We start from the raw sequence: 23,302 nt of genomic DNA on the forward strand, positions 1-23,302 counted from the left end.
GAGATGATCCTCTCGCTCGAGTGGGTGCAGAGCGGCATGGTGTCGCTGGCGCGGCTCATCGGCGTGCGCGGCGTCGAGTCCACGGGCGGGGACGCGAAGCCGCGCCGCGAGGCGGACGAGATCATCGAGCTCAAGGGCGTGACCTTCGGTTATACGCCCGAGAAGCCGGTCCTCAAGGACGTCGACTTCGCGCTGCGGCGCGGCGAGCGGCTCGCCCTGGTCGGCCCGACCGGCGCCGGGAAGTCCACATTGGCGCGCCTGATGGCGGGCATCCACCAGCCCGACGGGGGCACCGTCCGGGTGGGCGGGGCCGAGACCGGCGAGATCGACGAGGCCCTGCTGCGGCGCTTCGTGATCCTCGCGACCCAGGAGTACCACCTCTTCAACGACACGCTGGGCTCGAACCTGCGCCTGGGCGCGCCCGGGGCGAGCGACGACCAGTTGCGGGAGGCCCTCTCGGTGGTCGGGGCCGGGGACCTAGCGGACCGCCTCGACGACGGCCTGGACACCGTGGTCGGCGGCCGGGACCACGCCCTGACACCGGCCGAGGTGCAGCAGGTCGCGCTCGCCCGCGTCATCCTCGCCGCGCCCGAGGTGATCGTCCTCGACGAGGCCACCTCGATGTTGAGCCCCAACGCCGCCAGCGACATCGAGCAGGGCCTCAACCGCATCCTCAAGGGCCGCACCGTCGTCAGCATCGCCCACCGCCTCAACACCGCGCACGACGCCGACCGCGTCGCCGTCGTCGAGCACGGCCGCATCACCGAACTCGGCTCCCACGACGAACTCCTCGAGCAGGACGGGGCCTACGCGGCCCTGTGGCGGCGCTGGCACGGCTGATCCACGGTCGGACCGGCGGGGTGCGCATTGCACACTGCTGACACCCCGACACGCTCGTACACCTGGATGAACCGATGACCCACACCGATCTCCGCCAGCGGCTCGACCAGATCCGCCGGACCCTCCGAGGCGAGGCCCGCTCGGCGGCACTGGAGCTGCACCTCGAAGCGGCCGAGGCGGCGGGCGACCGGCCGCTGGTCAACGAGACCCTCGCGACCCTCATCAACTCCTACGAGTTCTCGCCGGACGCCACGCGTCTGCTCGTGCCGTACGCGAAGTTCCTGCACAACTACGACACCGAGCCCGAGCACTTCGACGCCGAGCTCACCCGGCGCCTGTACTGGATGTTCAAGTGGGTGGTCAGCAAGATGACCGACCACCCCGACGTGCCGCTCGCCTCGATCGAAGAGGCCGTCGCGCAGATGCGCCGCCGGTACGCCGAGGCGGGCCACTCGCTCAACCCCGTGCACGAAGCCGAGTACTGGCTGTACCTCCACGTCGGCGACCGCGACCGGGCCGCGGCTGCCGCCGCGGCCATGCTCGCCGCCGAGCCCGACTCGATGAGCAACTGCGAGGCCTGCCGCTGCCACACCCTCGGCCTGATCGCGAAGGAACGCGGCGACTACGAGCAGGCCCTGGCCGACTGGGCACCGATCCTCAAGGGCGACTTGCGATGCGCCCACGAACCGCACGCGACCCTCGCCCAGTCCCTGCTGCCGCTCGCCGCGCTCGGGCGGCTCGACGAGGCCCGCGCCCACCACCTGCGCGGCTACCAGATCACCCGCGACCACGACGACATGGTCCGGATCATCGCCCGCCACATGCGGTTCTGCGCGCACACCGGCAACGAGGCCCGCGCCGTCGAGATCCTGGACGCCCACGCCCGCTGCTTCCAGCTCGGTCTCGAACCCGACGTGCGGCTGTCGTTCCTCGAAGGCGTCCAGGTCGTCAGCGGGTCGCTGCGCGTTCGAGGGCTCGGGGGCGCCGAGCTCGCCGGGCCCGACGGTCGCCGGTGGACCGCCGACGAGCTGTACTCGCACGCCGACGCCGAGCGCCGCGCGATCTGCGAACGCTTTGACCGCCGCAACGGTACCGACGCCGTCTCCCGCGCCTCCCAGCTGACCGTCGCACCCGAGCGCACGTATCCCCATGTGCCGCTGGGCCTCCGGACCCTCACCGCCGCTCCTGCACCGGTGGCTCCCGCAGCGGCCGCGCCGGCGGCCCCCGGGCCCGAGGCCCCGTCCGCCGCAGTGCTGGAGGCGGCCCTCGCCAAGGCGCGGGCGGCCAACGACGCGTTCACCGAGGACGTGATGGAGCAGTGGGAGGCCGTGGACCGCCTCGCCCAAGCGCTCGGCGCCGCACTCGAACCCGCCGACGAGGCCAACGTCCTGCTGAGCCGCGTGGACCTCAGGCAAGGCCTCGAACCGTCGCTTGCGCTCGCGGAGCGGGTGCGCGAGCGGTTCCTGGCGGCCGGACAGCCGGCCCGGGCGCTCGCCAACCTCGCCGCGACCCTGAACTGGCGGCTCCCCGAGAAGATCGAGACCCTTCCGGAGGACGCCGAACGCGTCCTGATCGAAGCGCGGGAGTACGCCGCGACCGAACCGGTCTTCGCCCTGCGGGCCCGCGCCGGGGCGTGTAGCGCGCTCCTGGGGCACTGCCAGGTCACCGGCACACCGCCCTCCCCCGGACTGCTGCAGCGGATCGAGGTGCTGGACGCCGAACTCGCGGCCATGCCCGGCGAGCGCCGGCTCGGCCTCGCGCGCGCGCAGCTCGCGTTGCGCTTGGCGGCCTTCGCGACCGAGCCCGAAGCGCGGGTGAAGGCGCTTCGCGAGGCGTTCGACCTCGCGGTCGCCGGAGGCCACCGCGAAGAGACGTTCGGTTCCGCACTCCACCTCAGCGGGGCGCTCAACTGGGCCGGCGAGCTCGAGGAGGCCATCCGGGTGGCCCAGACCGGCCTCGCCCTCGTCGAGCCCGGCGTCGAGCCCTTCCCGATCGCGGTGCTGCACCTGACCGTCACCGAGTGCGCCACCAACCTCGGCCGGCCGGAGCAGGCCGAAGTCCATGCCGTCCAGGCGGCGCACCATTACGACCAGGCCGACGAGACCGGCTGCGCGGCCGTCGCCCGCCACCTCCTCGGCCTGGCGCTGGCCGGGCAGGACCGCCACGAAGAAGCGGTCGTGATCTTCGAAGCGGCGCTCGCCGGCTTGCCCTCGATGCACGAATCCGAGCACTGGCGGCTGGTCGACTGCCGCGGCGGCCTGGCGGAGTCGTACCACCGGCTGCGGGAGGTCCGGCCCGCGCTCCGCGAAGCGCTCGAAGCGCTCAAGCTGATGGACGGCGGCCTCGAACACCGCGACCCGACCTACTTCGCGCGCATCTCCCAACTGGCCGGGCTCCTCCTCGAGCGGGTCCGCGAGCCCGAGGACGCCATCCGGAGCTACCGACGCTCCGAACAGGCCTGGCGCGAACTCGGCGCGCTCCCGACCGCGGCCAACCCCGCCCGGGCGGCGCTGTGGGTCGACCTCCGGAACGGCGTCGGCTCCGCGCCTCCCGCCACCGGAATGCAAACGCTCGCAGCCGAACTGCGCACGCACTGGCAGGACGACTCGCTCCCGCCCGGCTACCGGGAAGCCTGCCGCCACGAGCTCGCCAAGACGCTCATGCAGCACGCGATGCTCATCGGCGAGCAGGACGACCGAGGCCCGGGCACGCCCGAGGAACGTCGGACCCTCAACGAGGAGGCCCTGCGCGTCATCCTCGACGGGGAATTCGTCGAAGCGCTCGGCAGGCAGGCGGTCACGCAGCTCCTCTACTGCTTCGAAGCTCAGAGCGACAGCCCCGATGACTGGGAAGCCGCCGCCACCGAAACCGTCGCGCGGCTCGGCCTCGATGGGAACGAGACGGTGCGGCAGATGGTCACCGAACAGCTGGGCCGCATGAAAGACGAGTTCGACGAGTACGAGTCGAACGGCTCCTGAACGCCGCGGGCCGGTCGATCCGTGCGGATCGACCGGCCCTGGTGCACGGCGCGCCGGCCAGTGCGGGTCGGCGCGCCGTCGTCTACTCAGGATTCGCTGCTGTACCAGTCGGTGCAGTCCCAGCCGGTGGCGGAGTCCCAGCAGAGGGACCAGCGGAAGGTGTGGTTCTCGGGGAAGTCCTTGTTGCAGTACGTCCAGGCCTTGGCCTGGCCGAGGGTGTCGATGCATTCGCCGGAGCGGGTGCCGTCCTGGTCGTACCAGCGGAGCTTGACTCCGTAGCCGTTGGCCACGTTGTCCTTGACCCACAGGTCGTCACCGTTGGACTGGAAGCAGCCGTCGACGTTCGGGGTGTAGCGGCGGTCCGTGCAGGAACCGGTCCAGTCGGCGTCCACGGCGTAGTTGATCTCGTCGGCGGCCGAGGCCGGGGAGGCGATCCCCAGGACGGTAAGCAGGGAAAGGGAGAACACCGCCAGGACGGCGGCGATTCGCTTTCGCATCGTTGCGTTCCTTTCTTTGACTAAGGCTCCCACTCCAGTCGGCTACGGAGCGGGTTGCCGCAGACACGCTGCGCGGCAGGGGGATCCGCGTCAAACGACGTTGCCGCACTGTGAACGCTCAGAGGTATGGGAGCGGTTGCCTCAATCACAGAAGTTTTTGGTATCGATCCCACGATGGCCGGGTGGAGAACGGAGGAAGGCCGCCGAACCCATCCGATTCGGCGGCCCCGAAGCCGCGCGCCGGCTACTTCGCGGAGGGCACCTCCGTGCCGTTGACGATCACGTCGAACTCCTCGATGGTGCCGAACGGTTTTTCCGATCCGCCGACCTCGAAGAGCTGCACCGGTTCCTGCAGCCGGTACATCTGGTCCACCGGCGGGAAGGCCTCAGCGCCCGGGTCCTGGTGCTCGGTGAATTCGAGGGGCGCGGTCCGGAGGGTCACCGAGCCCTGCTCTCGGGCCCCGGGCAGGTGCTCGAACTCGAATTCGAGCACGCAGCCTTCGCCGTCCTTCTCCACGACCGGGTCGGTCGAGTCGTCGTCCGCGTGGTGCCCGCTGACGCGGACCTCGCCGAAGTCGCCTTCGAGGCCGACCTCGTTGTACATGGCTCCGCCCGCGATCATGACGTTGGCGGCGTTCGCGTCGACCAGCGCGTTGAGGTGGCCCTCAAGGGGACCGGTGGTGTAGGTCTCGCCGGTCTCGGTCGGGCTCGCCAGCGCGATGTGCGCGCCGTCGGAGTTGATCGGCACGCTCACCGGCGTCAGCCCCGCCATGGGGTTCGGCAGTCCGGCGGGGGCGTCCGGAGCGCCGTCGGGCAGAGCGTGCGCCGGCGCCGCCGCCAGCACGGCGAGCATGCCGAGCGGCACTGCGGCCGCGAACGCGCTGCGGGACAGCGAGCTGCGGGTCTTGTGGAACCTGTTGTCGTGCTTGTCGTTCACGTTGCTGTCGCTCCTTTGCCGGTCGTGGCGCAGCCACCGGTCAGCGGCCGCGAGCCGTGATTCCGCAAGGGACTATATGGGGGATGCGGCGTCTGACGTGCCGGTTCGCGCAAATCGGGATCAGTTCACCGAGCCGCGGCTCCCCTCGCCGATCGAGCCGACCTTGCCGCTGGAGCCGGCGCCCGCGGCGCCGGTCTGGAGCTTGCCGTAGTTGATGACGCCGTTGTTGACGATGGTGTTGGCGCGCTCGTCGAGCTCGCTCACATCGACGTTGTTCTCGCGCAGGTAGTCGAGGAGGGCGTCGAGGATCTGGCGTTCCAGGATCTCGATGTACTTGACGGAGTCGCGGTACTGGAAGTAGTTGTGCTCGAAGATGTCCGTGCCGAGCTCGCGCACGCCCGCGAGCGCGCCGTGGTCCCCCGCGCCGACGCCCGAGTCGCTTCGCGTCGCTCCGGAGGCGCGGCGAGCGAGCTCGCGAACGGTGTCGAACGGGCTGCGCAGCAGCTCGTACGGGAGCGCCGCAATACCGCGGACGACGCCGAGGAAGACCGCCATCTCCTTGGAGGCGCCGCTCCCGAACACGTGGTACCGCTCCGGGGTCGGCGGGAGGACGCAGCTGGTGAACTCGACGTACAGGGTCTCGCCCTGCAGCGCGCAGTGGAGGAAGACGGTGGTGATGAGTTCGCCGCCCCACGAGTCGATGGTGCAGCGAAGGTAGTGCCGCACGGGAGTGGTGGGGTCGGCCTGGACCTGCTCGACGGTCTCGAACGGGTAGCCCGAGCGCGGCAGTTCGTTGGGGTAGAACACCGGTGTGGCGGTGTCCCTTCCGGAGACGTAGACGTTGTCGGTCAGCGCGAGGCCGGGCAGGCGCTTGGTGATCGGCGAGTCCGCGCCGAGCTGTTCGACCCGGGCTTTGACGCTGCGGTTGAGGGCGACCGGGTCGATGGTCATCGCCGTCCCACCCTCGGCCGCGGCGTCCGCCGGGTGCAGGGTCATCGCGAACTGCCAGGTGGCGAGCGGGAACCCGGAGCCGACGAACGGCGCCCGGTGAGAGTGGTAGGTGACCACGGGCGAGTGCTGCGCCAGGCCGATGAACACGGTCCGGGCGTCCACTGGCCCGGCCGGTTCGAGCTCCTCCGGAATGGACATGAGGCGGTGGGCGCGCAGTCCGCCGCAGATGGCGGGAGTGGCGGCGACGAGGAGCAGAACGAAGACGAGCACTCCGAGCGGGGAGGCGCCGTCGCTGTTCGTGGGCACCGAGGCGCTGCCGGGCCGGTCGGACTCCTGCACGGCGAGACCGCCCCCGTACTGGTCGAGGATCAGGTTCCCGAGGATCATCGGCAGGAGCGCGGTGAGGAGGAACAGGACGGCCAGGACCGCCAGCGCGACCAGGGCGACGCGCACCCAGTTGAACTTGGTCACCACCGATGCCGCGATCGTGCCTGTGGGCGTTGCCGACCGGGTCTCGGCGATGAGCAGGGGGAGTCCGATCAGCGCCCAGACGCACAGGGTGACGGCGAGGAAGAACGAGGCCGCGAAGAACAGGCAGACCATGAGCAGGAGGATCACCGCGAGGATGCTCTGCTGGACGAGGTCGATCGTGCGGGCGGTGCGGATGTGCCGCAGGACCGGCACGACGTCGGTGCCCGGGTTGGGGGCGATGGCGCGGTCGGGGCGGTCGACCACTTCGTCGATGACCGCGTTGCGGAAGTCCCGGTCGAGGTAGGCGGCCGCGCAGAGGTGCTGGGTCGCGGCGTTCTTGCGGACCTGCGGCGGTGGTGGCGGGGGCGGTGCGAAGGACGCGGGTGGGGCGGTGACGGGAGGCGCCGGGGGCGGGACCGGCGCGGCCCGGTGCGGCGGCCGAGGAGAGGACGGAGTCGACATCGGGGTGTCGCCTTTCTCGTGTGGGGCGGGGCGGGATCACTTCCTGTAATCGATGCGGATGCGGCCGTGGGCGCGGTCGCCCATGGCGGCGATGTTGGCGTTGGCTCCGTTGCCGACGGCGCCGATGTAGGTGTTGCTCTTGCCGCCCGCGAGCGGCCTGATCTCGGCCTGCGTGGGCTTGGAGCGGGCGATGAGGGCGAGGGCGAAGGCGGCCGCATTGCGGGCGGCCAGGGGCTGGCGGTGCTTGTCCGCTTCCTTGGTCTTGTCGCCCAAGAGGTCCGAGATGCCCCGGACCACGATCGCGTCCACGGTGCGGCGCTGGTCGGCGGCGGTCATGGCGCCGAAGCTCTCGGTGTCGACGGCTTGGGCGTCGCTGGAGTGGCGCTTGATGTGCTCGGCGGAGGCGGCGGCGTTGCCGGTGATGACCTTCGAACCCGAGGCGATCGGGCGGTGGAAGACGCGCGGGGCGGCGTCGAGGCCTGCGGCCCAGGCGGTGTCGTCCGCGATCAGCTGGGCGCGCTGGTGGAGCGGGAATGAGGTGGGGACGGAGGCGGGGCGCGGGAGGAGGCCGGTGTCGGTGTCCTGGCCGGCCTCGTAGCCGTAGACGTGGGTGGCGGCGACGACGTCGCCGATGCGGGCGTCGCGGAGGCCTCCGGCGATGCCGCAGAGGACGAGGATCTGGGGGCGCCAGGTGGCGACGGCGTGCTCGACCGCGGCGGCGGCGCGTTCGTTGCCGCGTCCGGCCATGGCGAGGACGAGCCGCCAGACGCCTTGGGGCCCTTCGTACTCGGTCTCGCGGTAGACGACGCCGCCGATTTCGTGGTCGGTGAACTCGCGCTCCGGAAGGAGGTCGAGCACCGCGCGGCGCTCGATGTCGATCGGGGTGGCGAGGACGGCGGTCGGCAGGTCGGTCATGGCGCCTCCAATGCGGGTGGGGGCCGCGTGCGGTGTTCGCAGTCGCGCTCGGATCAGTTATTGTTGATCCAACAACAAGAACGAGCGTATATCGCGCCGCCGATAATTGTCAAGATGTCAATAAGGGGATTCACCTTGAGCGACAGCACGAACCCGCACAGCTTCGTAGCGGCCGACGTGGCGATCCTGACGATCCGCGACGGCGCCCTCGCGGTCCTGCTCATCAGGCGCGCCAACCCGCCGTTCAAAGGGCGGTTGGCCCTCCCGGGCGGGTTCGTCGAACCTGACGAGACCGTCGAGCGCGCGGCCGCCAGAGAACTGTTCGAGGAGACCGGGATCCCGAAGTCCGCGTCGCGGCTCGACAGCATCGGGGTCTACTCCGAGCCCGACCGGGACCCGCGCCGGAGGGTCGTCAGCGTCGCCTTCGCCGCGCTCGTGCCGAACCCCGGCGAGTCCCGTGCGGGCGGCGACGCGGCCTCCACCCAGTGGCTGCCCGTGGACCGGGCCCTCAAGGAGCCCTTGGCGTTCGACCACGTCGAGATCCTCGAGCACGCGGTCGAGCACGCGCGGCGCCAGCTCGAGTACACGACGGCCGCGACCGCGTTCTGCCGCGAGGAGTTCACCATCGCCGAACTGCGGCGCGTCTACGAGATCGTCTGGGAGACCAAACTGGACCCCGGCAACTTCCACCGCAAGGTCACCCGCATCGAGGACTTCCTGCGGCCCACCGGCGAGACGACCGCGCGCAACGGCGGGCGGCCCGCCGCGCTGTTCACCGCGGGGAGCCTCAAGCGGCTCCCGCTGCCGCTCTCGCCGGGCCGCTAGTTCACTTGCGGGGCAAGGACTCCGCGTACGCCAGGCCGCGCTCGACCCACGGGCGCAGCGAATCCACGGAAGCGCAGAGGCCGGCGTCGAGGCGGATCCAGCCGCGCATCGGGCGGTCCTTCATGACCATCGCCTCCACGCCGGGCTCCTGGAGCAGGTCGTCGTACTCGTCCCTGTCGACCCGCACCATCGCGCCGCCGCCGCCCAGCGCGGCGGCGGCCATGTTGCCGTGCGCGAGCCAGCCCAGCCCGCCGAACATCTTCTTCTCGGTGACGTACGGCCGGTTGTCCATGATCTCGCGCACCCGGTCGGCCAGCGCCTCGTCGTAAGCCATGCGGCCAGGCTGCCACACGGCACCGACAAGGCGCCGGCGAACCGATCACGGGGTCTCGCGGACCCAGACGGCCATGGAGCCCTTGCCGCGGTTCGCCCACGCGAAGTAGGGCACGGTGCGGATCGCGGTGGGCTCGGCCGCGGGGGCGGCGGTGCTGTAGAGGCCGTCCGGGGCGGGGCCGTCGACCAGGCCTTCGGCGATGATCGCGTCCTGGCCGTCGGCGTGCTCGGTGCGCAGTTCGCCACTGCGGGAGACGATCAGGCGCGGCACGGCGGCGGCGTTGTCGACCTCTTCGACGCAGTGGACGATCGGGCCGCGCTGGAACGCGACCTTGCCCGCGGTGGAGCGCACGCGGGGGTCGGCGCGGACCAGGGTCGGGTCCATGGGGAGGTGGAGCTCCACGCGGTCGCCGGCGGCCCAGGTGCGGTCGAGGACCGCGTAGCCCTTGTCGGTGGAGTACGGCAGGACGGTGCCGTTGACGCTGATCCGCGCGGCGCCGGTGGCCCATGCGGGCAGGCGCAGGCGGAGCGTCATGGGAAGGGGCGCTTTGGCTTCGGTGACGGTGAACGCGATGCCGCCGTCCCAGGGGTAGCCGCTCTCCTGGGCGACGGTGACCCGCTGCCCGGCGTGGGCGAAGCGGGCCGAGCCGGTGACGAAGAGGTTGACCCACAGGCCGTCGGCGTCGGCGGTGTAGACGTACTGCTCCAGGGAGGTGAGGAGCCGGGCGAGGTTGGGCGGGCAGCAGGCGCAGTCGAACCAGTCGCTGCGTTCGACGGTGCCGTCGCTGGCGAGCGGGTTGCCGTAGAAGTACTTGGTGCCGTCGGCGGAGGCGCCGGAGAGGACGCCGTTGTAGAGGGCGCGCTCGAGGACGTCGACGTACTTGGCCTCGCCGGTCAGGATCATCATGCGCTGCGCCCAGAAGACGAGCCCGATCGCGGCGCAGGTCTCGGCGTAACCGGTGTAGTCGGGGAGGTCGTAGGGCTTGCCGAAGCCTTCGATGGAGGGGTCGGAGCCGATGCCGCCGGTGACGTAGAGCTTGGTGGCGACGAGGTCGTCCCAGAGGCGTTCGCAGGCCTCGCGCAGGCCGTCGTCGCCGAGTTCGAGGGCGAGGTCGGCCATGGCGGTGTACTGGTACATGGCGCGCACGGCGTGGCCGACGACGGCGTCCTGCTCGCGCACGGGCGCGTGGGACTGGGCGTATTCGCGGCCGCGCTGGTCGCGCGGGGTGAAGGGGCGGTCCTCGCGGCCGCCGAAGTAGCCGGCGCGGCCGCGGCGCTCGCCTTCGACGTCGAAGTAGAACGGCCGGGTGCCGCGGTTGTCGATGAAGCGCAGGGAGAGGTCGAGGTAGCGGCGTTCACCGGTGGCGCGGTAGAGCTTGACGAGGGCGAGCTCGATCTCCTGGTGCCCGTCGTAGCCGCCTTCGCAGGAGCCGCCGGGGCCGAACTCCCGGTCGATGAGGTCGGCGTAGCGGCGAACGATGTCGAGCAGGCTGGTCTTGCCGGTGGCCTCGTAGTGGGCGACGCCGGCTTCGATGAGGTGCCCGGCGCAGTAGAGCTCGTGGGCGTCGCTGAGATCGGTGAAGCGCTGCCCGGGCTTGACGGCGGTGAAGTAGTTGTTGAGGTAGCCGTCCTCCTGCTGCGCGCCTTCGAGGAGGGCCACGGCCTTGTCGACGGCCGCGTCGAGTTCGGGGTCGGCCTGCGAGGCGAGCGCGTAGCTGGCGGCCTCGATCCACTTGGCGACGTCGGAGTCCCAGAAGATCGGGAAGCGCTCGCGGTCGTCGTCGTCGTGGCTGCGGGGCTTGAGGAGCAGCGCGTCGAACATGCCGCCGTCGCGCAGGCGGGCCTCCTGGTGGGGGATGGTCCGGGTGCGGACGGTCTCGCGGCGCGGGGACCAGAACTCGTCGGCGATCACGACGTCGGCGATGGGGAGGGGAGTCCGATGCGGAGCGGGCATGGCGGTTCCTTCTGGCGTGACGGAGAGGACGGGACGGAAAAGGTTTTCGGTCAGGCTACCCCCCGGATCGATTTACCGATATACGGGTCCCATGCTGCGGAACGCCGCCTCGCCGCAACGAGCCCGAAAGCGTTTCCGAAAACCGGTGACGGTGCGCAATCCGAGAGCGCCCCTTCACTTCCCGTTCACTTTCGGTTGGCGAACGGGGTACCCGCGGCGCATAGCCTCCGGAATCGGAACGCGCCGATCCGCCGCCCCGACCCGCGCATCGGCGATCCTGTTCCGGACGTACTGCCATAGGAGTCCCAAATGAATCGTCGTGACAACCGGCGCCGGCTGCCGCTCCTGACCGACCACATCGGCGGCCGCTCGCAGCTCACCTGCCTCTACCGCTGCGGCGACGCCTGCAGCCACCCCGTGCCGAACACCTCGGACAACCCCTACATGGGCGACCTCATCGCCTCCGCCGTCTCCCGCCGCGGCCTGTTCAAGGCCGGCGCCGCGGTGACCGTGGGCGCGGGCGCCGCGGGGGCGCTCGGCAACGCCGCCTACGCCTCCGAGGCCGACGCGCAGGCCTCGGCGTTCTGGGGCTCGGTCCCGCGCGGCCTGCGCTTCGACGCCGTCGCGCCGAACACCGACGACGCCGTCACCATCCCCGACGGGTACGAGCAGCAGGTCGTCATCCGCTGGGGCGACCCGATCCTCGACGACGTCAACGACTTCGACCCCGAGGCGCAGACCCCCGCGGACGCCGCCGGCCAGTTCGGCTACAACTGCGACTTCCTGGCCCTGCTCGACCTCCCCGGCGAGCGGCGCCGCAAGGTGCTCGTGGCCAACCACGAGTACACCAGCGAAGAGATGATGCACTTCGGCTACGACTCGGCCGCCCCCACCCGCGAGCAGGTCGAGATCGGCTGGGCCTCGCACGGCCTCTCCGTCGTGGTCCTGGACGAGGACAAGCACACCGGCGACCTCACCCCGGTCGTCGGCCACGAGCTCAACCGCCGCATCACCGCCACCTCCGAGTTCGTCCTCTCCGGACCGGCGGCGGGCGGCGACCTCCTCAAGACCACCGCGGACGCCGAAGGGACCCTCGCGCTCGGCACCCTCAACAACTGCGCCGGCGGCGTCACCCCGTGGGGCACCATCCTCTCCGGCGAGGAGAACTTCAACCAGTACTTCGCGAACGCCGGCCAGGTCACCGACCCGACCGCGAAGGCCCGCCTCGCCCGCTACGGCCTCTCCGGGAACGCCAGCGAGCGCAAGTGGGAGCAGTACGACCCTCGCTTCGACGTGCTCCAGGAGCCCAACGAGCCCAACCGCTTCGGCTGGATCGTCGAGCTCGACCCGTACGACCCCGACTGGACCCCGCGCAAGCGCACCGCCCTGGGCCGCTTCAAGCACGAGGGCGCCGGGCCGCGCGTGGACCGCTACGGCCGCGTGGTCGTGTACATGGGCGACGACGAGCGCTTCGACTACATGTACAAGTTCGTCTCCAAGCACAAGATGAAGTCCGGCTCGGGCCGCACCGCCCGCGAGCACAACCGCAAGCTCCTCGACGAGGGCACCCTCTACGTCGCCAAGTTCACCGGCGACAGCCCCGGCGAGATCGACGGCACCGGCGCGCTCCCCGAGGACGGCGCGTTCGACGGCACCGGCGAGTGGATCAAGCTCGCCAGCGGCGACGAGTCCTTCGTGGACGGCATGACCGCCGAAGAGGTGTACGTCTTCACGCGCCTCGCCGGCGACAAGGTCGGCGCGACCAAGATGGACCGCCCCGAGGACGTCGAGGTCAACCCCAAGACCGGCAAGGTCTACGCGGCCCTCACCAACAACTCCCAGCGCGGCACCGCCGGCAAGGCCGGGGCCGACGAGGCCAACCCGCGCAACAGCAACAAGCACGGCCACGTGCTCGAGCTGGAGGAGCGGCAGAACGACGTCGCGGCCACCGCCTTCGGCTGGCGGCTGCTGCTCGTCTGCGGCGACCCCGAGGACCCGAGCACGTACTTCTCGGGCTACCCCAAGGAGAAGGTCAGCCCCATCTCCTGCCCCGACAACGTCGCGTTCGACCCGCAGGGCAACCTGTGGATCTCCACCGACGGCAACGCCCTGGGCGCCAACGACGGCCTGTTCGGCGTCTCGCTCACCGGCCCGACCCGCGGCCTCACCAAGCAGTTCCTGACCGTGCCGCTCGGAGCGGAGACCTGCGGCCCGGTCGTCCAGGACCGCCACATCCTGGTGGCCGTGCAGCACCCTGGCGAGGTCGACGGCGCGAGCGCCGAGACCCCGGCCTCGCAGTGGCCCGACGGTCCTGAGGGGACGCTCCCCCGCCCGTCCGTGGTGAACGTGGTCAAGGAGCGCTTCGGCAGCATCGGCTGCTAAGCGGCGCAAGGCGAAACGGGGCGACCAAAGCTGGTCGCCCCGTTTTCCGTCGGGCTCATGAGCCGCTGCGGCCGTGGACGACGAGCGCCCAGGCCAGCGCGAGCAGCGACAGGAGCGCGGCGACGCCGCGCACGGTGTTCCAGGCGATCCAGCGCGATTCGATGCTCGCGCGGAGCGCGGCGGGGTCGGCGATCTGAGCAGGGTCGCCCGCGGCTTCGAGGCGGTCGTTCATCGGCACGTTGACCGCGATGGTGCCGATGAACATGACCAGGGCCAGGACGAGGGCGAGCAGCAGCCACGGGGACGCGGCGCGGTCGCCGGAGAACCAGTTCAGGGCGAGCGCGGCGGCCGTGAAGAGCACGGAGCCGAGGAACGCGGTCATGAACCAGCCGTTGAGGATCACGCGGTTGATGCTCTGCATCCCCGCGATCCAGCCGCGGTCGTCGAGGATCTTGAGGCCGGGCATCACCGCGTACGAGAACCCCGTGAAGAGCCCGGCCATGAGACCGACGCTGAGCACGGAGGCGAGGAGCGAGAGGAGCTGGAGGAGTCGCAAGGGGATTATGCCTTCCGGTAGGTCTGGACGACCGCACCTGATTCGAAGGCGCGGTTCTCAGTGAGCGTAAAGCTCAGCGGCGCGTAGGCGCCCGCGAACATCGGGATGCCCGCGCCGAAGAGCACCGGGTAGCGCTTGACGACGATCCGGTCGATCTCCGCCGCCAGGGAGGCGGCGAGACGGCCCCCGCCGCACAGCCAGATGCCCAGGCCCGCTTCGGCTTTGAGACCGCGGACGAATGCGGCCGGGTCGGCGGCCACCGCCGTGACGTCCGGGGAGTCCGCCTCGGACGCGGCGGTGAACACGTACTGCCGCAGGTGGGCGTACGGGCTGGGAGTGCCGCCGGCCCGGTAGGTGGCCGCGCCCATGAGCACGGTGTCGAACTCCCGGTTCGACGCGCCGGCGAGGCCGGCGGCCTCGCGGAATGCGGTCGGGACCGTCTCCGGCCGCAGCCCGTTCATCGCGGCCGCTACGTCGAGTTCCACGGGCAGGCCGTCGAACTCCCCGCGTGGCCCGGCGATGTAGCCGTCCAATGAGGATCCGACATAGTAGGTGAGTTCGCGCATGGGCTAAGCCTTCCGGTAGGTCTGGATCGACGCTCCGGATTCGAGGGAGCGGTTCGATTCGAGGGTGAACGCCGTGGGCTTGTAGGGCCCGGCGAACATGGGGATGCCGCCTCCGATGAGGACGCGGTAGCGCTTGACGACGATCTCGTCGATCTCGTCGATGAGCGCGGCAGCGAGCTTGCCGCCCCCCGCGAGCCAGATCCCGCCGCCCTCTTGGGCTTTGAGGTCGCGCACGAAGGCGAGCGGGTCGGTGCCGACGAAGGTGACGCCGGGGTCGGTGTCCGCTCCGAGCGTGGTGGTCACGACGTACTGGTCCAGGTGGGCGTACGGGCTGGTGATGCCGAGCTTGAGGCCCGGGTCGTAGGTGCCGCGGCCCATGACGACGGCGTCGAAGCCGCCGTTCGGGGCGTCGGCGACGCCGAGCGGCTCGCGCACGTGGGTCGGGATGGTCTCGGGCCAGTGCTCCTTGATGGCCTCGAGCAGGTCGGGGTCGAGCGGGAAGTCCTCGACCTGATCGTCCGGGCCGGCGATGTAACCGTCGATCGTGGCGCCGATGTAGTAGGTGAGCTTGCGGTTCTGCTTGCGCATACACACTCCGTTTGAAGTACTATGTTTGAAGTGGTTAGAACTTACCACTACACTCGGAGTGGTGTCAACCGGAGGTGGAGACGATGCGGCAGAATCCCGAGCGGCGCACGGCCCTGATCGACGCGGCCATCGAAGTGCTCGCAGGTCAGGGGGCGCGCGGACTGACGTTCCGGGCCGTCGACAACCAGGCGGGTGTGCCGATCGGCACAGCGTCGAACTACTTCGCGAACCGCGATGCGCTACTGGTGCAAGCGGGTCGACGGGTGTTCCAGCGGCTCGACCCCGGGGCCGCGGTGATCGGCGAAGCGCTCGCGCTGCCGCGCACGCGGGCGTCGGTGGAGCGGCTCATGCACGAGATGGTCGAGCGGATCACCGGCTTCGGCTCGGGGTTCCTGGCGATGCTCGAACTGCGGCTCGAAGCCACGCGCCGCCCCGAGCTGCGGAAGGTGCTCACCGAGCAGATCAGGGAGAACCTGCAGGCGAACATCGACTTCCACCTCGAGACGGGCATGCCCGGGGACGCCCGGTCGGTGGAAATGCTCTACCTGGCCTTGAACTGGCTCATCACCGAGCAGCTGACGCTACCGGAGGTGTTCGGCGAGGGGCGCACCAAAGAGCTGGTCGCCGCGGCGGTCGACATGATCGTGCCGCCGCGGTGAAGCCGGGGCGGGAGTCGGCCGAGAGCCTCGGTCGACCCGCCGCCCCGCTCACTCCCGCGCTATGCGCCGCCGCCGCCGGCTGCTCCGCGATCGTGCCCTCACCGAACATTCGGGGCTCCGGTCTCCCTTGTGAGGGAATGGATGTCGACGGGTCGGGACCCCTACGCGTAGGGGTCTTCCTCCTCGTCCTCGGGTCCGCCGCCCCAGACGTCCTCGTCCTCGGCGATCCAGAACTGGCGCTCCATCTCCTTGTCGTCCTCCGGGCGCTGGCCGCCGCCGCCAACGGGGCCGCCCATCATGCCGCCCGAGCCGGTCCCGCGGCCGCCCGCTCCGGCACCCGCACCCGCGCCCGCGGCACCGGCCGCGCCCATCGCGCCGCCCATACCGCGCCCCCCGGCGCCCGAACCGAGGCTGCCGCCGCGGGTCGAACCGGGGGCCGAACCGCTGCCGGAGCCGCCGCCGGAGAGGCCGGACGTGCGGCCGGAGTCGAGCTTGCGCGGACCGGAGCCCGAGCCGGAACCCGGACTCGCGCCGAGGCCGGTGCTGCGGCCCGAGTCGAGTTTGCGGGGGCCCGACGAGCGCGGCGGGGTGATGCCGCGCGTGCCGCTCGGCTGGGTGACGATCGGGGGCGGCAGGTGGCTGCTGCCCGGACCGAGGCTGCTGCCGCCGATGCCGGTGGGCGGCAGCGTGGTCGTGCCGCCGCCACTGGCGAGACCGCCGCTCACGTCGTCGGGGTCGGTGCTGGCGTTCCACGGGTTGTCGTCGAGCCCGTTCAGGCCGCCCGCGCCCGTGTAGTCGGTCGGCGGCACGCCGCCGCCGTTCGGCCCGAGGCCGGTGCCGCCCAGCGAGTCCAGGCCGGTGCCGCCGTTGTAGCTCCCGGGCGGGTTCGCGCCGTTGCCGGTGAGGTCGTCGGGGTTGTAGTTCGACGCGAACGGGTTCGCGTCGTCCAGTCCATTGAGGCCGCCGCTGCCGTTCACGTCGCCGGGCAGGTTCCCGCCGTTGTAGCCGGTGCTGTTGAGGCCGTTGGCGTTGAGGCCGCTCGTGTCCGGGTTGCCGCCCAGGCCCTTGAGATCGGTGGGCGGGGTGATGGAGTCCATGCCCCCGCCGCCGAGGTCGGGCATGCCGCCGCCCCCGCCCGCGTCCAGTTCCGGCGGGTCGAACTTGTCGGTCTCGCCGTCGTTGAAGGTGGTCGGCTCGGCCTTGCGCACGTCGGGCGCGATCTCCTGGACGTGGGCCTCGACGTTGGCGTGCCGCTCGGTCACCTCTTCGTTGACGCGGGCCGACTCCTCCTCGAGCTGCTCGGAGCCCTCCGCGCCCAGGGCGATCAGCTGCTCGTCGGCGTACTCGTCGGCCTTCTTGCGGGCCAGCTCCTCGCCCTTGAGGCCGTCTACTTCGTACTCGGGGTTGGCGTTGACGTACTCGAGCCACCGGTTGTAGGTGGTCTCGCGCCCCTCCTGGACCTCGTCGATCACCGTCGGGTCGAACCCGGCGAGCTCGACCGCCTTCTTGATCTCGTCGTTCTTGTGGATCTCGCAGTTCTTGAAGAACGGCGGCCGGATGTGGATCTGGTGCGAGCCGCAGCTGGTGCCCTGCATGTAGAACTTCGGCGCCGGGTAGACGCAGGAGGTGCCGCCCTGCTGTTCGTAGATCTCGGACTGCTTGTCGTCCAAGAGCTTCACGACGCCGCCCTTACCGTCCTCGCCGGCGATGTCGCCGCTCACCGTCTTGCAGTTCTTGAGGACGGTCTCGGTCTGCTCCTCGAAGGCGTCGAAGTCGTCGCCCTTCCAGAAGCCCGAGAGGGTCGACAGGCCCTCCTTGAGCTTCGGCGCGATCGCCGCGAACGCCTCCTGGAACTCGATCCACTCGTCGCGGATCGTGTCGAGGGCGTAGTCCGCCTCGGGCTGGGGCCGGATCGAGGCGACCATGCTCTTGATGGTCTGGCCCTCGGGGAGCATCATCGTGCCCTCGCGCGCGGCCTTGATGCTGTCGATCTGGTCGGCCCTGGGCACGGCCGACATGAGCTTGACCCAGGCGGGCTCGGCCGGGTCCTCAGTGGCGTTCGTGCACTCGTCGTGGCTGCACTGCGGGCTCACCCGCAGCGAGTTCTGCGCGGACGTGTAGGAGGCGCCGCTCAGGCCCTCGGAGAGCTTCCCGTAGTCGGTACGCTCGAACTTTTCCTCTTCGGACATCGCTGCTACTCGCTCTCGGCCTCAAGGTGAACGGTGGAGTGGGGGCGCGGCCGGTCAGAGGAGCGAGGCATAGCCGTCCATCTCGTCCGCGGCGGTCTGGTCCGACTCCTCGGCGAGGTCGGCGGAGTCGTTGAGGGTCTTGATCATCCCGTGCAGGGCCTCGCGGAGGTCCTGCAGATTGTCCCAAGTGGTCTGATGGAACGTCTCGTAGTTCGTGCGGGCGGTCGCGGAGGCGTCGAGCTGCCCGAACGCGGGCAGGAGGCCCAGCCGCTGGCCGTTCTCCATGCGCGGGATGAGGGATTCGAGGTGGTCGAGCTGCTCGCGGACGACAGTCCGGTACTCCTCGAGCGCTTCGGTGTCGATGACGCGTTCGGCCATTGAGGTCGCCTATCCGTTGGTGATGCGCGCTCCCACGCCTGCGCCGGTGCTGTCTCGGCGCACGCCGGTGAGCGCTCTCTGGGTGGCGCGCCCGCGAAGGGTCGCATTCGCTGGCGCGCGCAAGAGCGGAGATGGCGCCAATGATAAGCACACCTTTCCGAAACCCGCGGTTCGCCACCCCTCGCCCCGAATATCCGCAATCGCTTGGACACCAAGGCGTTTCAATGCCCTCAGCGGGGTTGAGCAGCGCGGACGCGAGGCCGCCGCCCGCGCGGACGCGGGCGGCGGCCTCCTGATCCGAAGGAGTGCTTACGGATTCGTTATGAGAACTTCATATTCGAACGCGTTCCACACGCCGGTGGTTCACTGCTTCACCGCCCCCGCGACGAGACCGGACTGCCAGTACCGCTGGAGGAACAGGAACGCGATCACCAGCGGGATGATCGACAGGAGCGAACCGGTGATCACCAGCGGGATGAGGTCGCCGCTCGAGCCGCCCGCCGCGGCGGCCTGGCCCTGCCAGCGCGCCAGGCCCACGGTGATCGGGTACAGCTCGGGGTCGTTGAGCATGATGAGCGGCAGGAAGTAGTTGTTCCAGGTGTGCACCAGGGCGAACAGCAGGACCGTCGCGAAGCCGGGTGCGAGGAGGCGGAGCACGACTTGGAAGAAGATCCGGAACTCGCTCGCGCCGTCGATGCGGGCGGCCTCGAGCAGGCTGTCGGGCACCGAGGCCTCGACGTAGACGCGCATGAGGAGCAGCCCGAACGGGTTGACGAGCGAGGGCAGGATGATCGCCCAGGGCGTGTCGGCGAGGCCGATCTCGCTGAACACCAGGTAGGTCGGGATCGCGAGCGCGGTCGTGGGGACCATGACCGCGCCGAGGACGACCATGAACATGGTGCGGTCGCCTTTGAAGCGGTACTTGGAGAAGCCGTATCCGGCGAGGGCGGCCAGGAGCGCTCCGCCGCCCGCGGCGGTGACCGCGTACAGGAGGGTGTTCCACAGCCACTGGAGGAAGACGCCGTCGTCCTGGGTGAGCGTGAGCCTGATGTTCTGGAACAGGTGGAAGTCGCCGGAGAACCAGAGTCCGAAGGTGGAGAACAGGTCCTCGCTGGTCTTGCTGGAGGCGACGACGAGCCAGAACAGCGGGAGCAGGAAGTAGGCCGCGGCGGCGAGCATGCCGATGGTGAGGACGGTGCTGCGCTTCGGCTTGCGGCGGCGCGGCTTGCTGATCGTGGTCATCGCCGGCTCCTGCGGTCGGTGGCGAACATGAACGCGTACGAGCCGGCCAGGATGACCAGGCCGAGCACGAACGAGACGGCGGCGGCGTAGTTGTACTCCTGGCCCACGAACGCGAGGTTGTAGGCGTAGAGGTTGGGCGTGTAGGCCTCGTCGATCACGGTGGGCGCCAGGGACTGCATGAGCTGCGGTTCGTTGAACAGCTGGAGGCTGCCGATGATGGAGAAGATCATGCAGACGGCGAGCGCGCCTTTGAGGGCGGGGATCTTGATGCTCCAGGCGATGCGCCACTGCCCGGCGCCGTCGACGGCGGCGGCTTCGTAGATGTCGGTGGAGACCGAGCGGAGGGCGGCGTAGAGGATCACCATGTTGTACCCGGTGAACTCCCAGAACACGATGTTGGCGAGGGAGCCGAGCATGAGGTGCTTGCTGAGGAAGTCGGGCGCGCTGAGGCCGACGGCCTCGGCGAGCTGCGCGAAGGGCCCGAAGTCGGGTCCGTAGAGGAAGCCCCACATGAGGGTCGCGATGACGCCGGGGACGGCGTACGGGACGAAGATGCCGAGCCGGGTGGTCCGTTTGAGGCGGGTGAGGCCGGTGTCGAGCGCGAGCGCGAAGGCGAGCGCGGCGACGAGCATGATCGGGACCTGGATGAGGAAGAAGAGGCAGACGCGGGCGATGCCGGTCCACAGCTGCTCGTCGCCGAAGGCGCGGGTGTAGTTCTCGAGGCCGACGAAGACGTTGCCGCCCACGAGCTGTTCGCGGAAGAGGCTGAAGTAGGCGGCGTAGAGGAGCGGGAGGGCGAACATCGCGAGGAAGACGATCATGAACGGGGCCACGAACATGTAGCCGGCGAGCGCCTTGCGGCCTCGGCGAATCTTGCGAGCCGTGAATGCGCGCGGTGTGCCCTGTCGGAGGGTGCGGGTGTCGGTCATGGCCGCCTCACCGTGAATCCCTGGTATTTCGCGTACTCTTCGGTGCGTTGCTGCCACGCCTCCATGGCGGCGACGGCGTCGGTCTTCTCGGCGACGGCCGTGCCGACGGTGGCGGTGAAGTCGGCGTAGACCTTGTCCTGGAACGGGGCCCATTGGAAGTCGGGATGGACGGACTCGCCGATCTGGGCGAAGAGGCCGTTGACCTCCTGGCCGCCGTAGAACTCGAGCTGCTGGCCGGTGAAGGCGGGGTCGTCGAGGATCGCCTTGGCGGGCGGGTAGAGGAACTGCTCGTTCGCCATGGTCGCGGTCGACTTCGGGTCGGTGTTGATGAACTGGGCGAAGACGGCGGCGGCGATCGGGTTGCGGGTGGTGGCCATGACCGCGGAGGTGGAGCCGCCCCAGTTGGACGAGACCTGCTGCCCCGCTTCCCATTGCGGGAGCGGGGCGACGCGCCAGAGGCCGGAGGTGGAGGCGGCGGCGGACTGGAGGAAGGTCGGGGCCCAGGCGGGGGCGACCCAGGTGGCGTACTTGCCCTTGTTGAGGGCCTGGTACCACTGGTCGTTGAAGTCGGCGTCGACCGCGATGAGGTCCTGTTCGGACAGGTCGCCCCAGTAGCGGGCGACCTTCTCGGCCTCGGGCGAGGTGAGGTCCACGTTGAGGTCGGGGCCTTCGGAGCCGCCGAACGGGTCGGCGCCGGCCTGCCAGAGCATGGCGGCGAAGAACGCGCCTTGGGAGGGCGCGAAGTTCGTCAGGTAGACCTCGGGGTCGGCCGCGCGCAGTGCTGCTGCGGCGGCGGCGAAGTCGTCCCAGGTGGCGGGCACGTCGATGCCGTGGGCCTGGAAGATGTCCTCGCGGTAGAGCATGCCCATGGGGCCGGTGTCCTGCGGGATGGCCCAGACCTCGCCGTTCGCGCCTGACACCTGGGACCAGGCGAACTCGACGAACTGGTCGCCGATGTCCTTGGCGCCGTAGGGGGCGAGGTCGAGCAGGTCGTCGGTGATGACGAAGGACTGGATCATCTGGTATTCGAGCTGGGCGATGTCGGGGGCGCCGTTCCCGGCGCGCAGCGCGGTGCGGAGCTTGGCGTAGTGCGGGTTGCCCTGGCCGGCGTTGACGACGTCCACTTTGACCTTCGGATAGGCCTGGTGGAAGAGCTCGACCTCTTTCTCGATGCCGGGCACCCAGGTCCAGAAGTTCAGTTCGGTCGGCTTGTCCATGGCCTCGTCGATCTGGGCCTGGGTGACGTTCGCGGGCGGGTCGACGGTGTGCCTGCCGCAGGCCGCGAGCGCCAGTGGGCCCGCGAGCGCGGCCGCGAGGCCGCTCCTGCGACTGAAACGGGGATGCATCCGACATCGGTCCTTCCTGTTGCGCGCCAGTGCGATTCAGGATTCGTGTGCTGGCACTACTCGGTGAGGGGCGGAGCGGTGGAGGCGCGGACGACGAGGCGCCGGCGCGGTGCCGCCGGCGTCGCCTCCCGCGGCGCGGCCCCGGGCAGGAGCCGCAGGAGGTGCTCGAGGGCGTGGGTCGCATCGCCTTCGAAGTCCTGCTGGACGGTGGTCAGCGGCGGGGTGAGGTAGGCGGCGGCGGGGATGTCGTCGAAGCCGACGAGCGAGACGTCCGCGGGGACGCGCCGCCCGGCTTCGTGGAGCGCGCGGGCGAGCCCGATCGCGGTGTCGTCGTTGGCGCAGAACACGGCCGTGGCCTCGGGCGGCAGGAGGCGCCCGGCGGCGTACCCGCCCGCGGGGGTCCAGTCGCCCTGCAGGGGCGGGGGCGGTTCGATGCCGCGCGCCCGGTGGGCCTGGGCCCAGCCTTCGAGGCGTTCGCGCCCTTCCCACCAGTCCTGCGGGGCGGCGATGTGCCACACCTGCCGGTGGCCGAGGTCGAGCAGGTGCTCGACGGCTTCGCGGCAGGACGCGGCGGTGCGGCCGCGGGCGAGGGCCACATGCTCGGCGGGGAGGTCGGCGGCCTGGCCGAGGCTCACGATGGGCACGCCGGCGTCGGGGCGCAGGTGCTGGCCCTCGTCCTTGGGCTCGGAGAGGATGATGCCGTCCACCCCTTGGGCGAGCAGCCAGTCGACGGACTCCTGGACGGCCTCCGGCTGGCCCTCCGGGGTGTTGGCGACCATGAAGGAGAGCCCGGCGGCGCGGGTGGCGCGCTCCAGTGCCACGAGCATCGAGGCGGGGCCGTAGAGGGCGGAGCCGAGGGAGACGACGCCGATGCGCTTGAAACGGCCGGTGATGAGCGCGCGGGCGGCGGTGTTGGGGCGGAAGCCGAGTTCGGCGGCGGCGCGGAGGACCTTCTCGCGCAGTTCCTCGCTCACATACCGCTCGTTGTTGACGACGCGGGAGACGGTCTTCTGCGAGACCCCGGCCAGCCGCGCCACGTCGGTCATGCCGGGCGGCCTGCGCCGGGCGTCGCCGTCGCTCTCGGGCGCGATCGGGGAGGTCATAGGGCTCCAAAACGGGTCTGACTACGCTGTCAGGCGCAACCTACGCCACGTTTTGGAGCCCTGTCAAGTTCCGGCCGCCTAGATCGTGCCGATGAGTTCCGGCAGGGCCCCGTCGCGTGCGAAGACCGGGATGACCTCGATCGGGGCCTCGGCGTCGATCCACTGTCCACCCTGGTGCACCGCACCGGAATGAAGATCGGT

At 70.4% G+C, this 23,302-nt stretch carries 20 protein-coding genes; 5 read left to right on the top strand and 15 right to left on the bottom strand.

The window, feature by feature from the left end:
* Nucleotides 1-36 precede the first annotated feature (36 nt).
* The gene (locus tag J5V16_RS25825; RefSeq protein WP_408612501.1) at nucleotides 37-840 is read left to right on the top strand and encodes an ABC transporter ATP-binding protein; all 804 of its coding nucleotides are present in this window, start codon (nucleotides 37-39) and stop codon (nucleotides 838-840) included.
* A gap of 74 nt (nucleotides 841-914) precedes the next feature.
* A complete protein-coding gene (locus J5V16_RS19765) occupies nucleotides 915-3,818 on the top strand; it encodes a hypothetical protein (RefSeq protein ID WP_208498701.1) in 2,904 nt (967 codons plus the stop codon).
* An 86-nt stretch (nucleotides 3,819-3,904) separates the two neighbouring features.
* Here the strand turns inward: J5V16_RS19765 and J5V16_RS19770 are convergent, their stop codons facing one another.
* From J5V16_RS19770 to J5V16_RS19785, 4 genes are all read right to left on the bottom strand, one after another.
* On the bottom strand, nucleotides 3,905-4,315 hold the full coding sequence (locus J5V16_RS19770; protein WP_208498702.1) for a hypothetical protein: 411 nt from the start codon (nucleotides 4,313-4,315) through the stop codon (nucleotides 3,905-3,907).
* A 244-nt stretch (nucleotides 4,316-4,559) separates the two neighbouring features.
* Nucleotides 4,560-5,252: a hypothetical protein gene (locus J5V16_RS19775; RefSeq protein WP_208498703.1), complete on the bottom strand. Its 693-nt coding sequence runs from the start codon at nucleotides 5,250-5,252 to the stop codon at nucleotides 4,560-4,562.
* A gap of 120 nt (nucleotides 5,253-5,372) precedes the next feature.
* Entirely contained in the window at nucleotides 5,373-7,136 is a 1,764-nt protein-coding gene (locus tag J5V16_RS19780) for a hypothetical protein (protein WP_208498704.1), read from the bottom strand.
* A gap of 36 nt (nucleotides 7,137-7,172) precedes the next feature.
* On the bottom strand, nucleotides 7,173-8,051 hold the full coding sequence (locus tag J5V16_RS19785) for a 5'-methylthioadenosine/S-adenosylhomocysteine nucleosidase family protein (RefSeq protein ID WP_208498705.1): 879 nt from the start codon (nucleotides 8,049-8,051) through the stop codon (nucleotides 7,173-7,175).
* A 135-nt stretch (nucleotides 8,052-8,186) separates the two neighbouring features.
* On the opposite strand from J5V16_RS19785, the gene J5V16_RS19790 reads away from it, so the two are divergent.
* Nucleotides 8,187-8,876, top strand: coding sequence for an NUDIX hydrolase (locus J5V16_RS19790; RefSeq protein ID WP_243901470.1), 690 nt, complete (start codon nucleotides 8,187-8,189; stop codon nucleotides 8,874-8,876).
* A 1-nt stretch (nucleotide 8,877) separates the two neighbouring features.
* Here the strand turns inward: J5V16_RS19790 and J5V16_RS19795 are convergent, their stop codons facing one another.
* Both J5V16_RS19795 and J5V16_RS19800 read right to left on the bottom strand, forming a co-directional pair.
* Entirely contained in the window at nucleotides 8,878-9,210 is a 333-nt protein-coding gene (locus tag J5V16_RS19795; protein ID WP_208498707.1) for a TfoX/Sxy family protein, read from the bottom strand.
* Between the two features lie 45 nt (nucleotides 9,211-9,255).
* Nucleotides 9,256-11,163, bottom strand: coding sequence for a glycoside hydrolase family 127 protein (locus tag J5V16_RS19800; protein WP_208498708.1), 1,908 nt, complete (start codon nucleotides 11,161-11,163; stop codon nucleotides 9,256-9,258).
* A 309-nt stretch (nucleotides 11,164-11,472) separates the two neighbouring features.
* Between J5V16_RS19800 and J5V16_RS19805 the strand changes: the two genes are divergently transcribed.
* On the top strand, nucleotides 11,473-13,545 hold the full coding sequence (locus tag J5V16_RS19805) for a PhoX family protein (protein ID WP_208498709.1): 2,073 nt from the start codon (nucleotides 11,473-11,475) through the stop codon (nucleotides 13,543-13,545).
* A gap of 55 nt (nucleotides 13,546-13,600) precedes the next feature.
* Here the strand turns inward: J5V16_RS19805 and J5V16_RS19810 are convergent, their stop codons facing one another.
* The 3 genes from J5V16_RS19810 to J5V16_RS19820 are packed head-to-tail and all read right to left on the bottom strand — an operon-like array spanning nucleotide 13,601 to nucleotide 15,255.
* Nucleotides 13,601-14,101 carry an anthrone oxygenase family protein gene (locus J5V16_RS19810; protein ID WP_208498710.1) on the bottom strand — a complete coding sequence of 167 codons (501 nt, stop codon included), beginning with the start codon at nucleotides 14,099-14,101 and terminating at the stop codon, nucleotides 13,601-13,603.
* A gap of 5 nt (nucleotides 14,102-14,106) precedes the next feature.
* Entirely contained in the window at nucleotides 14,107-14,667 is a 561-nt protein-coding gene (locus tag J5V16_RS19815; protein ID WP_208498711.1) for a dihydrofolate reductase family protein, read from the bottom strand.
* Nucleotides 14,668-14,670: 3 nt separating this feature from the next.
* Entirely contained in the window at nucleotides 14,671-15,255 is a 585-nt protein-coding gene (locus tag J5V16_RS19820) for a dihydrofolate reductase family protein (protein ID WP_208498712.1), read from the bottom strand.
* Nucleotides 15,256-15,338: 83 nt separating this feature from the next.
* Between J5V16_RS19820 and J5V16_RS19825 the strand changes: the two genes are divergently transcribed.
* A complete protein-coding gene (locus J5V16_RS19825; protein ID WP_208498713.1) occupies nucleotides 15,339-15,914 on the top strand; it encodes a TetR/AcrR family transcriptional regulator in 576 nt (191 codons plus the stop codon).
* 161 nt (nucleotides 15,915-16,075) lie between these two features.
* Here the strand turns inward: J5V16_RS19825 and J5V16_RS19830 are convergent, their stop codons facing one another.
* From J5V16_RS19830 to J5V16_RS19855, 6 genes are all read right to left on the bottom strand, one after another.
* Nucleotides 16,076-18,103 (bottom strand): hypothetical protein, encoded by a 2,028-nt coding sequence (locus J5V16_RS19830; RefSeq protein WP_208498714.1) that lies wholly within the window; start codon nucleotides 18,101-18,103, stop codon nucleotides 16,076-16,078.
* A 54-nt stretch (nucleotides 18,104-18,157) separates the two neighbouring features.
* A complete protein-coding gene (locus J5V16_RS19835) occupies nucleotides 18,158-18,481 on the bottom strand; it encodes a hypothetical protein (protein ID WP_208498715.1) in 324 nt (107 codons plus the stop codon).
* 363 nt (nucleotides 18,482-18,844) lie between these two features.
* Entirely contained in the window at nucleotides 18,845-19,723 is an 879-nt protein-coding gene (locus tag J5V16_RS19840) for a carbohydrate ABC transporter permease (RefSeq protein ID WP_208498716.1), read from the bottom strand.
* Entirely contained in the window at nucleotides 19,720-20,652 is a 933-nt protein-coding gene (locus J5V16_RS19845) for a carbohydrate ABC transporter permease (protein WP_208498717.1), read from the bottom strand. The genes J5V16_RS19840 and J5V16_RS19845 overlap by 4 nt, the downstream gene beginning before the upstream one ends.
* The gene (locus J5V16_RS19850) at nucleotides 20,649-21,998 is read right to left on the bottom strand and encodes an ABC transporter substrate-binding protein (protein WP_208498718.1); all 1,350 of its coding nucleotides are present in this window, start codon (nucleotides 21,996-21,998) and stop codon (nucleotides 20,649-20,651) included. The genes J5V16_RS19845 and J5V16_RS19850 overlap by 4 nt, the downstream gene beginning before the upstream one ends.
* A gap of 56 nt (nucleotides 21,999-22,054) precedes the next feature.
* Nucleotides 22,055-23,101, bottom strand: a complete 1,047-nt coding sequence (locus J5V16_RS19855; protein ID WP_208498719.1) for a LacI family DNA-binding transcriptional regulator — start codon at nucleotides 23,099-23,101, stop codon at nucleotides 22,055-22,057.
* Between the last annotated feature and the right edge of the window lie 201 nt (nucleotides 23,102-23,302).

Origin of the sequence: Glycomyces niveus, assembly GCF_017592475.1 — a bacterium.
Lineage (GTDB): Bacteria > Actinomycetota > Actinomycetes > Mycobacteriales > Micromonosporaceae > Glycomyces > Glycomyces niveus.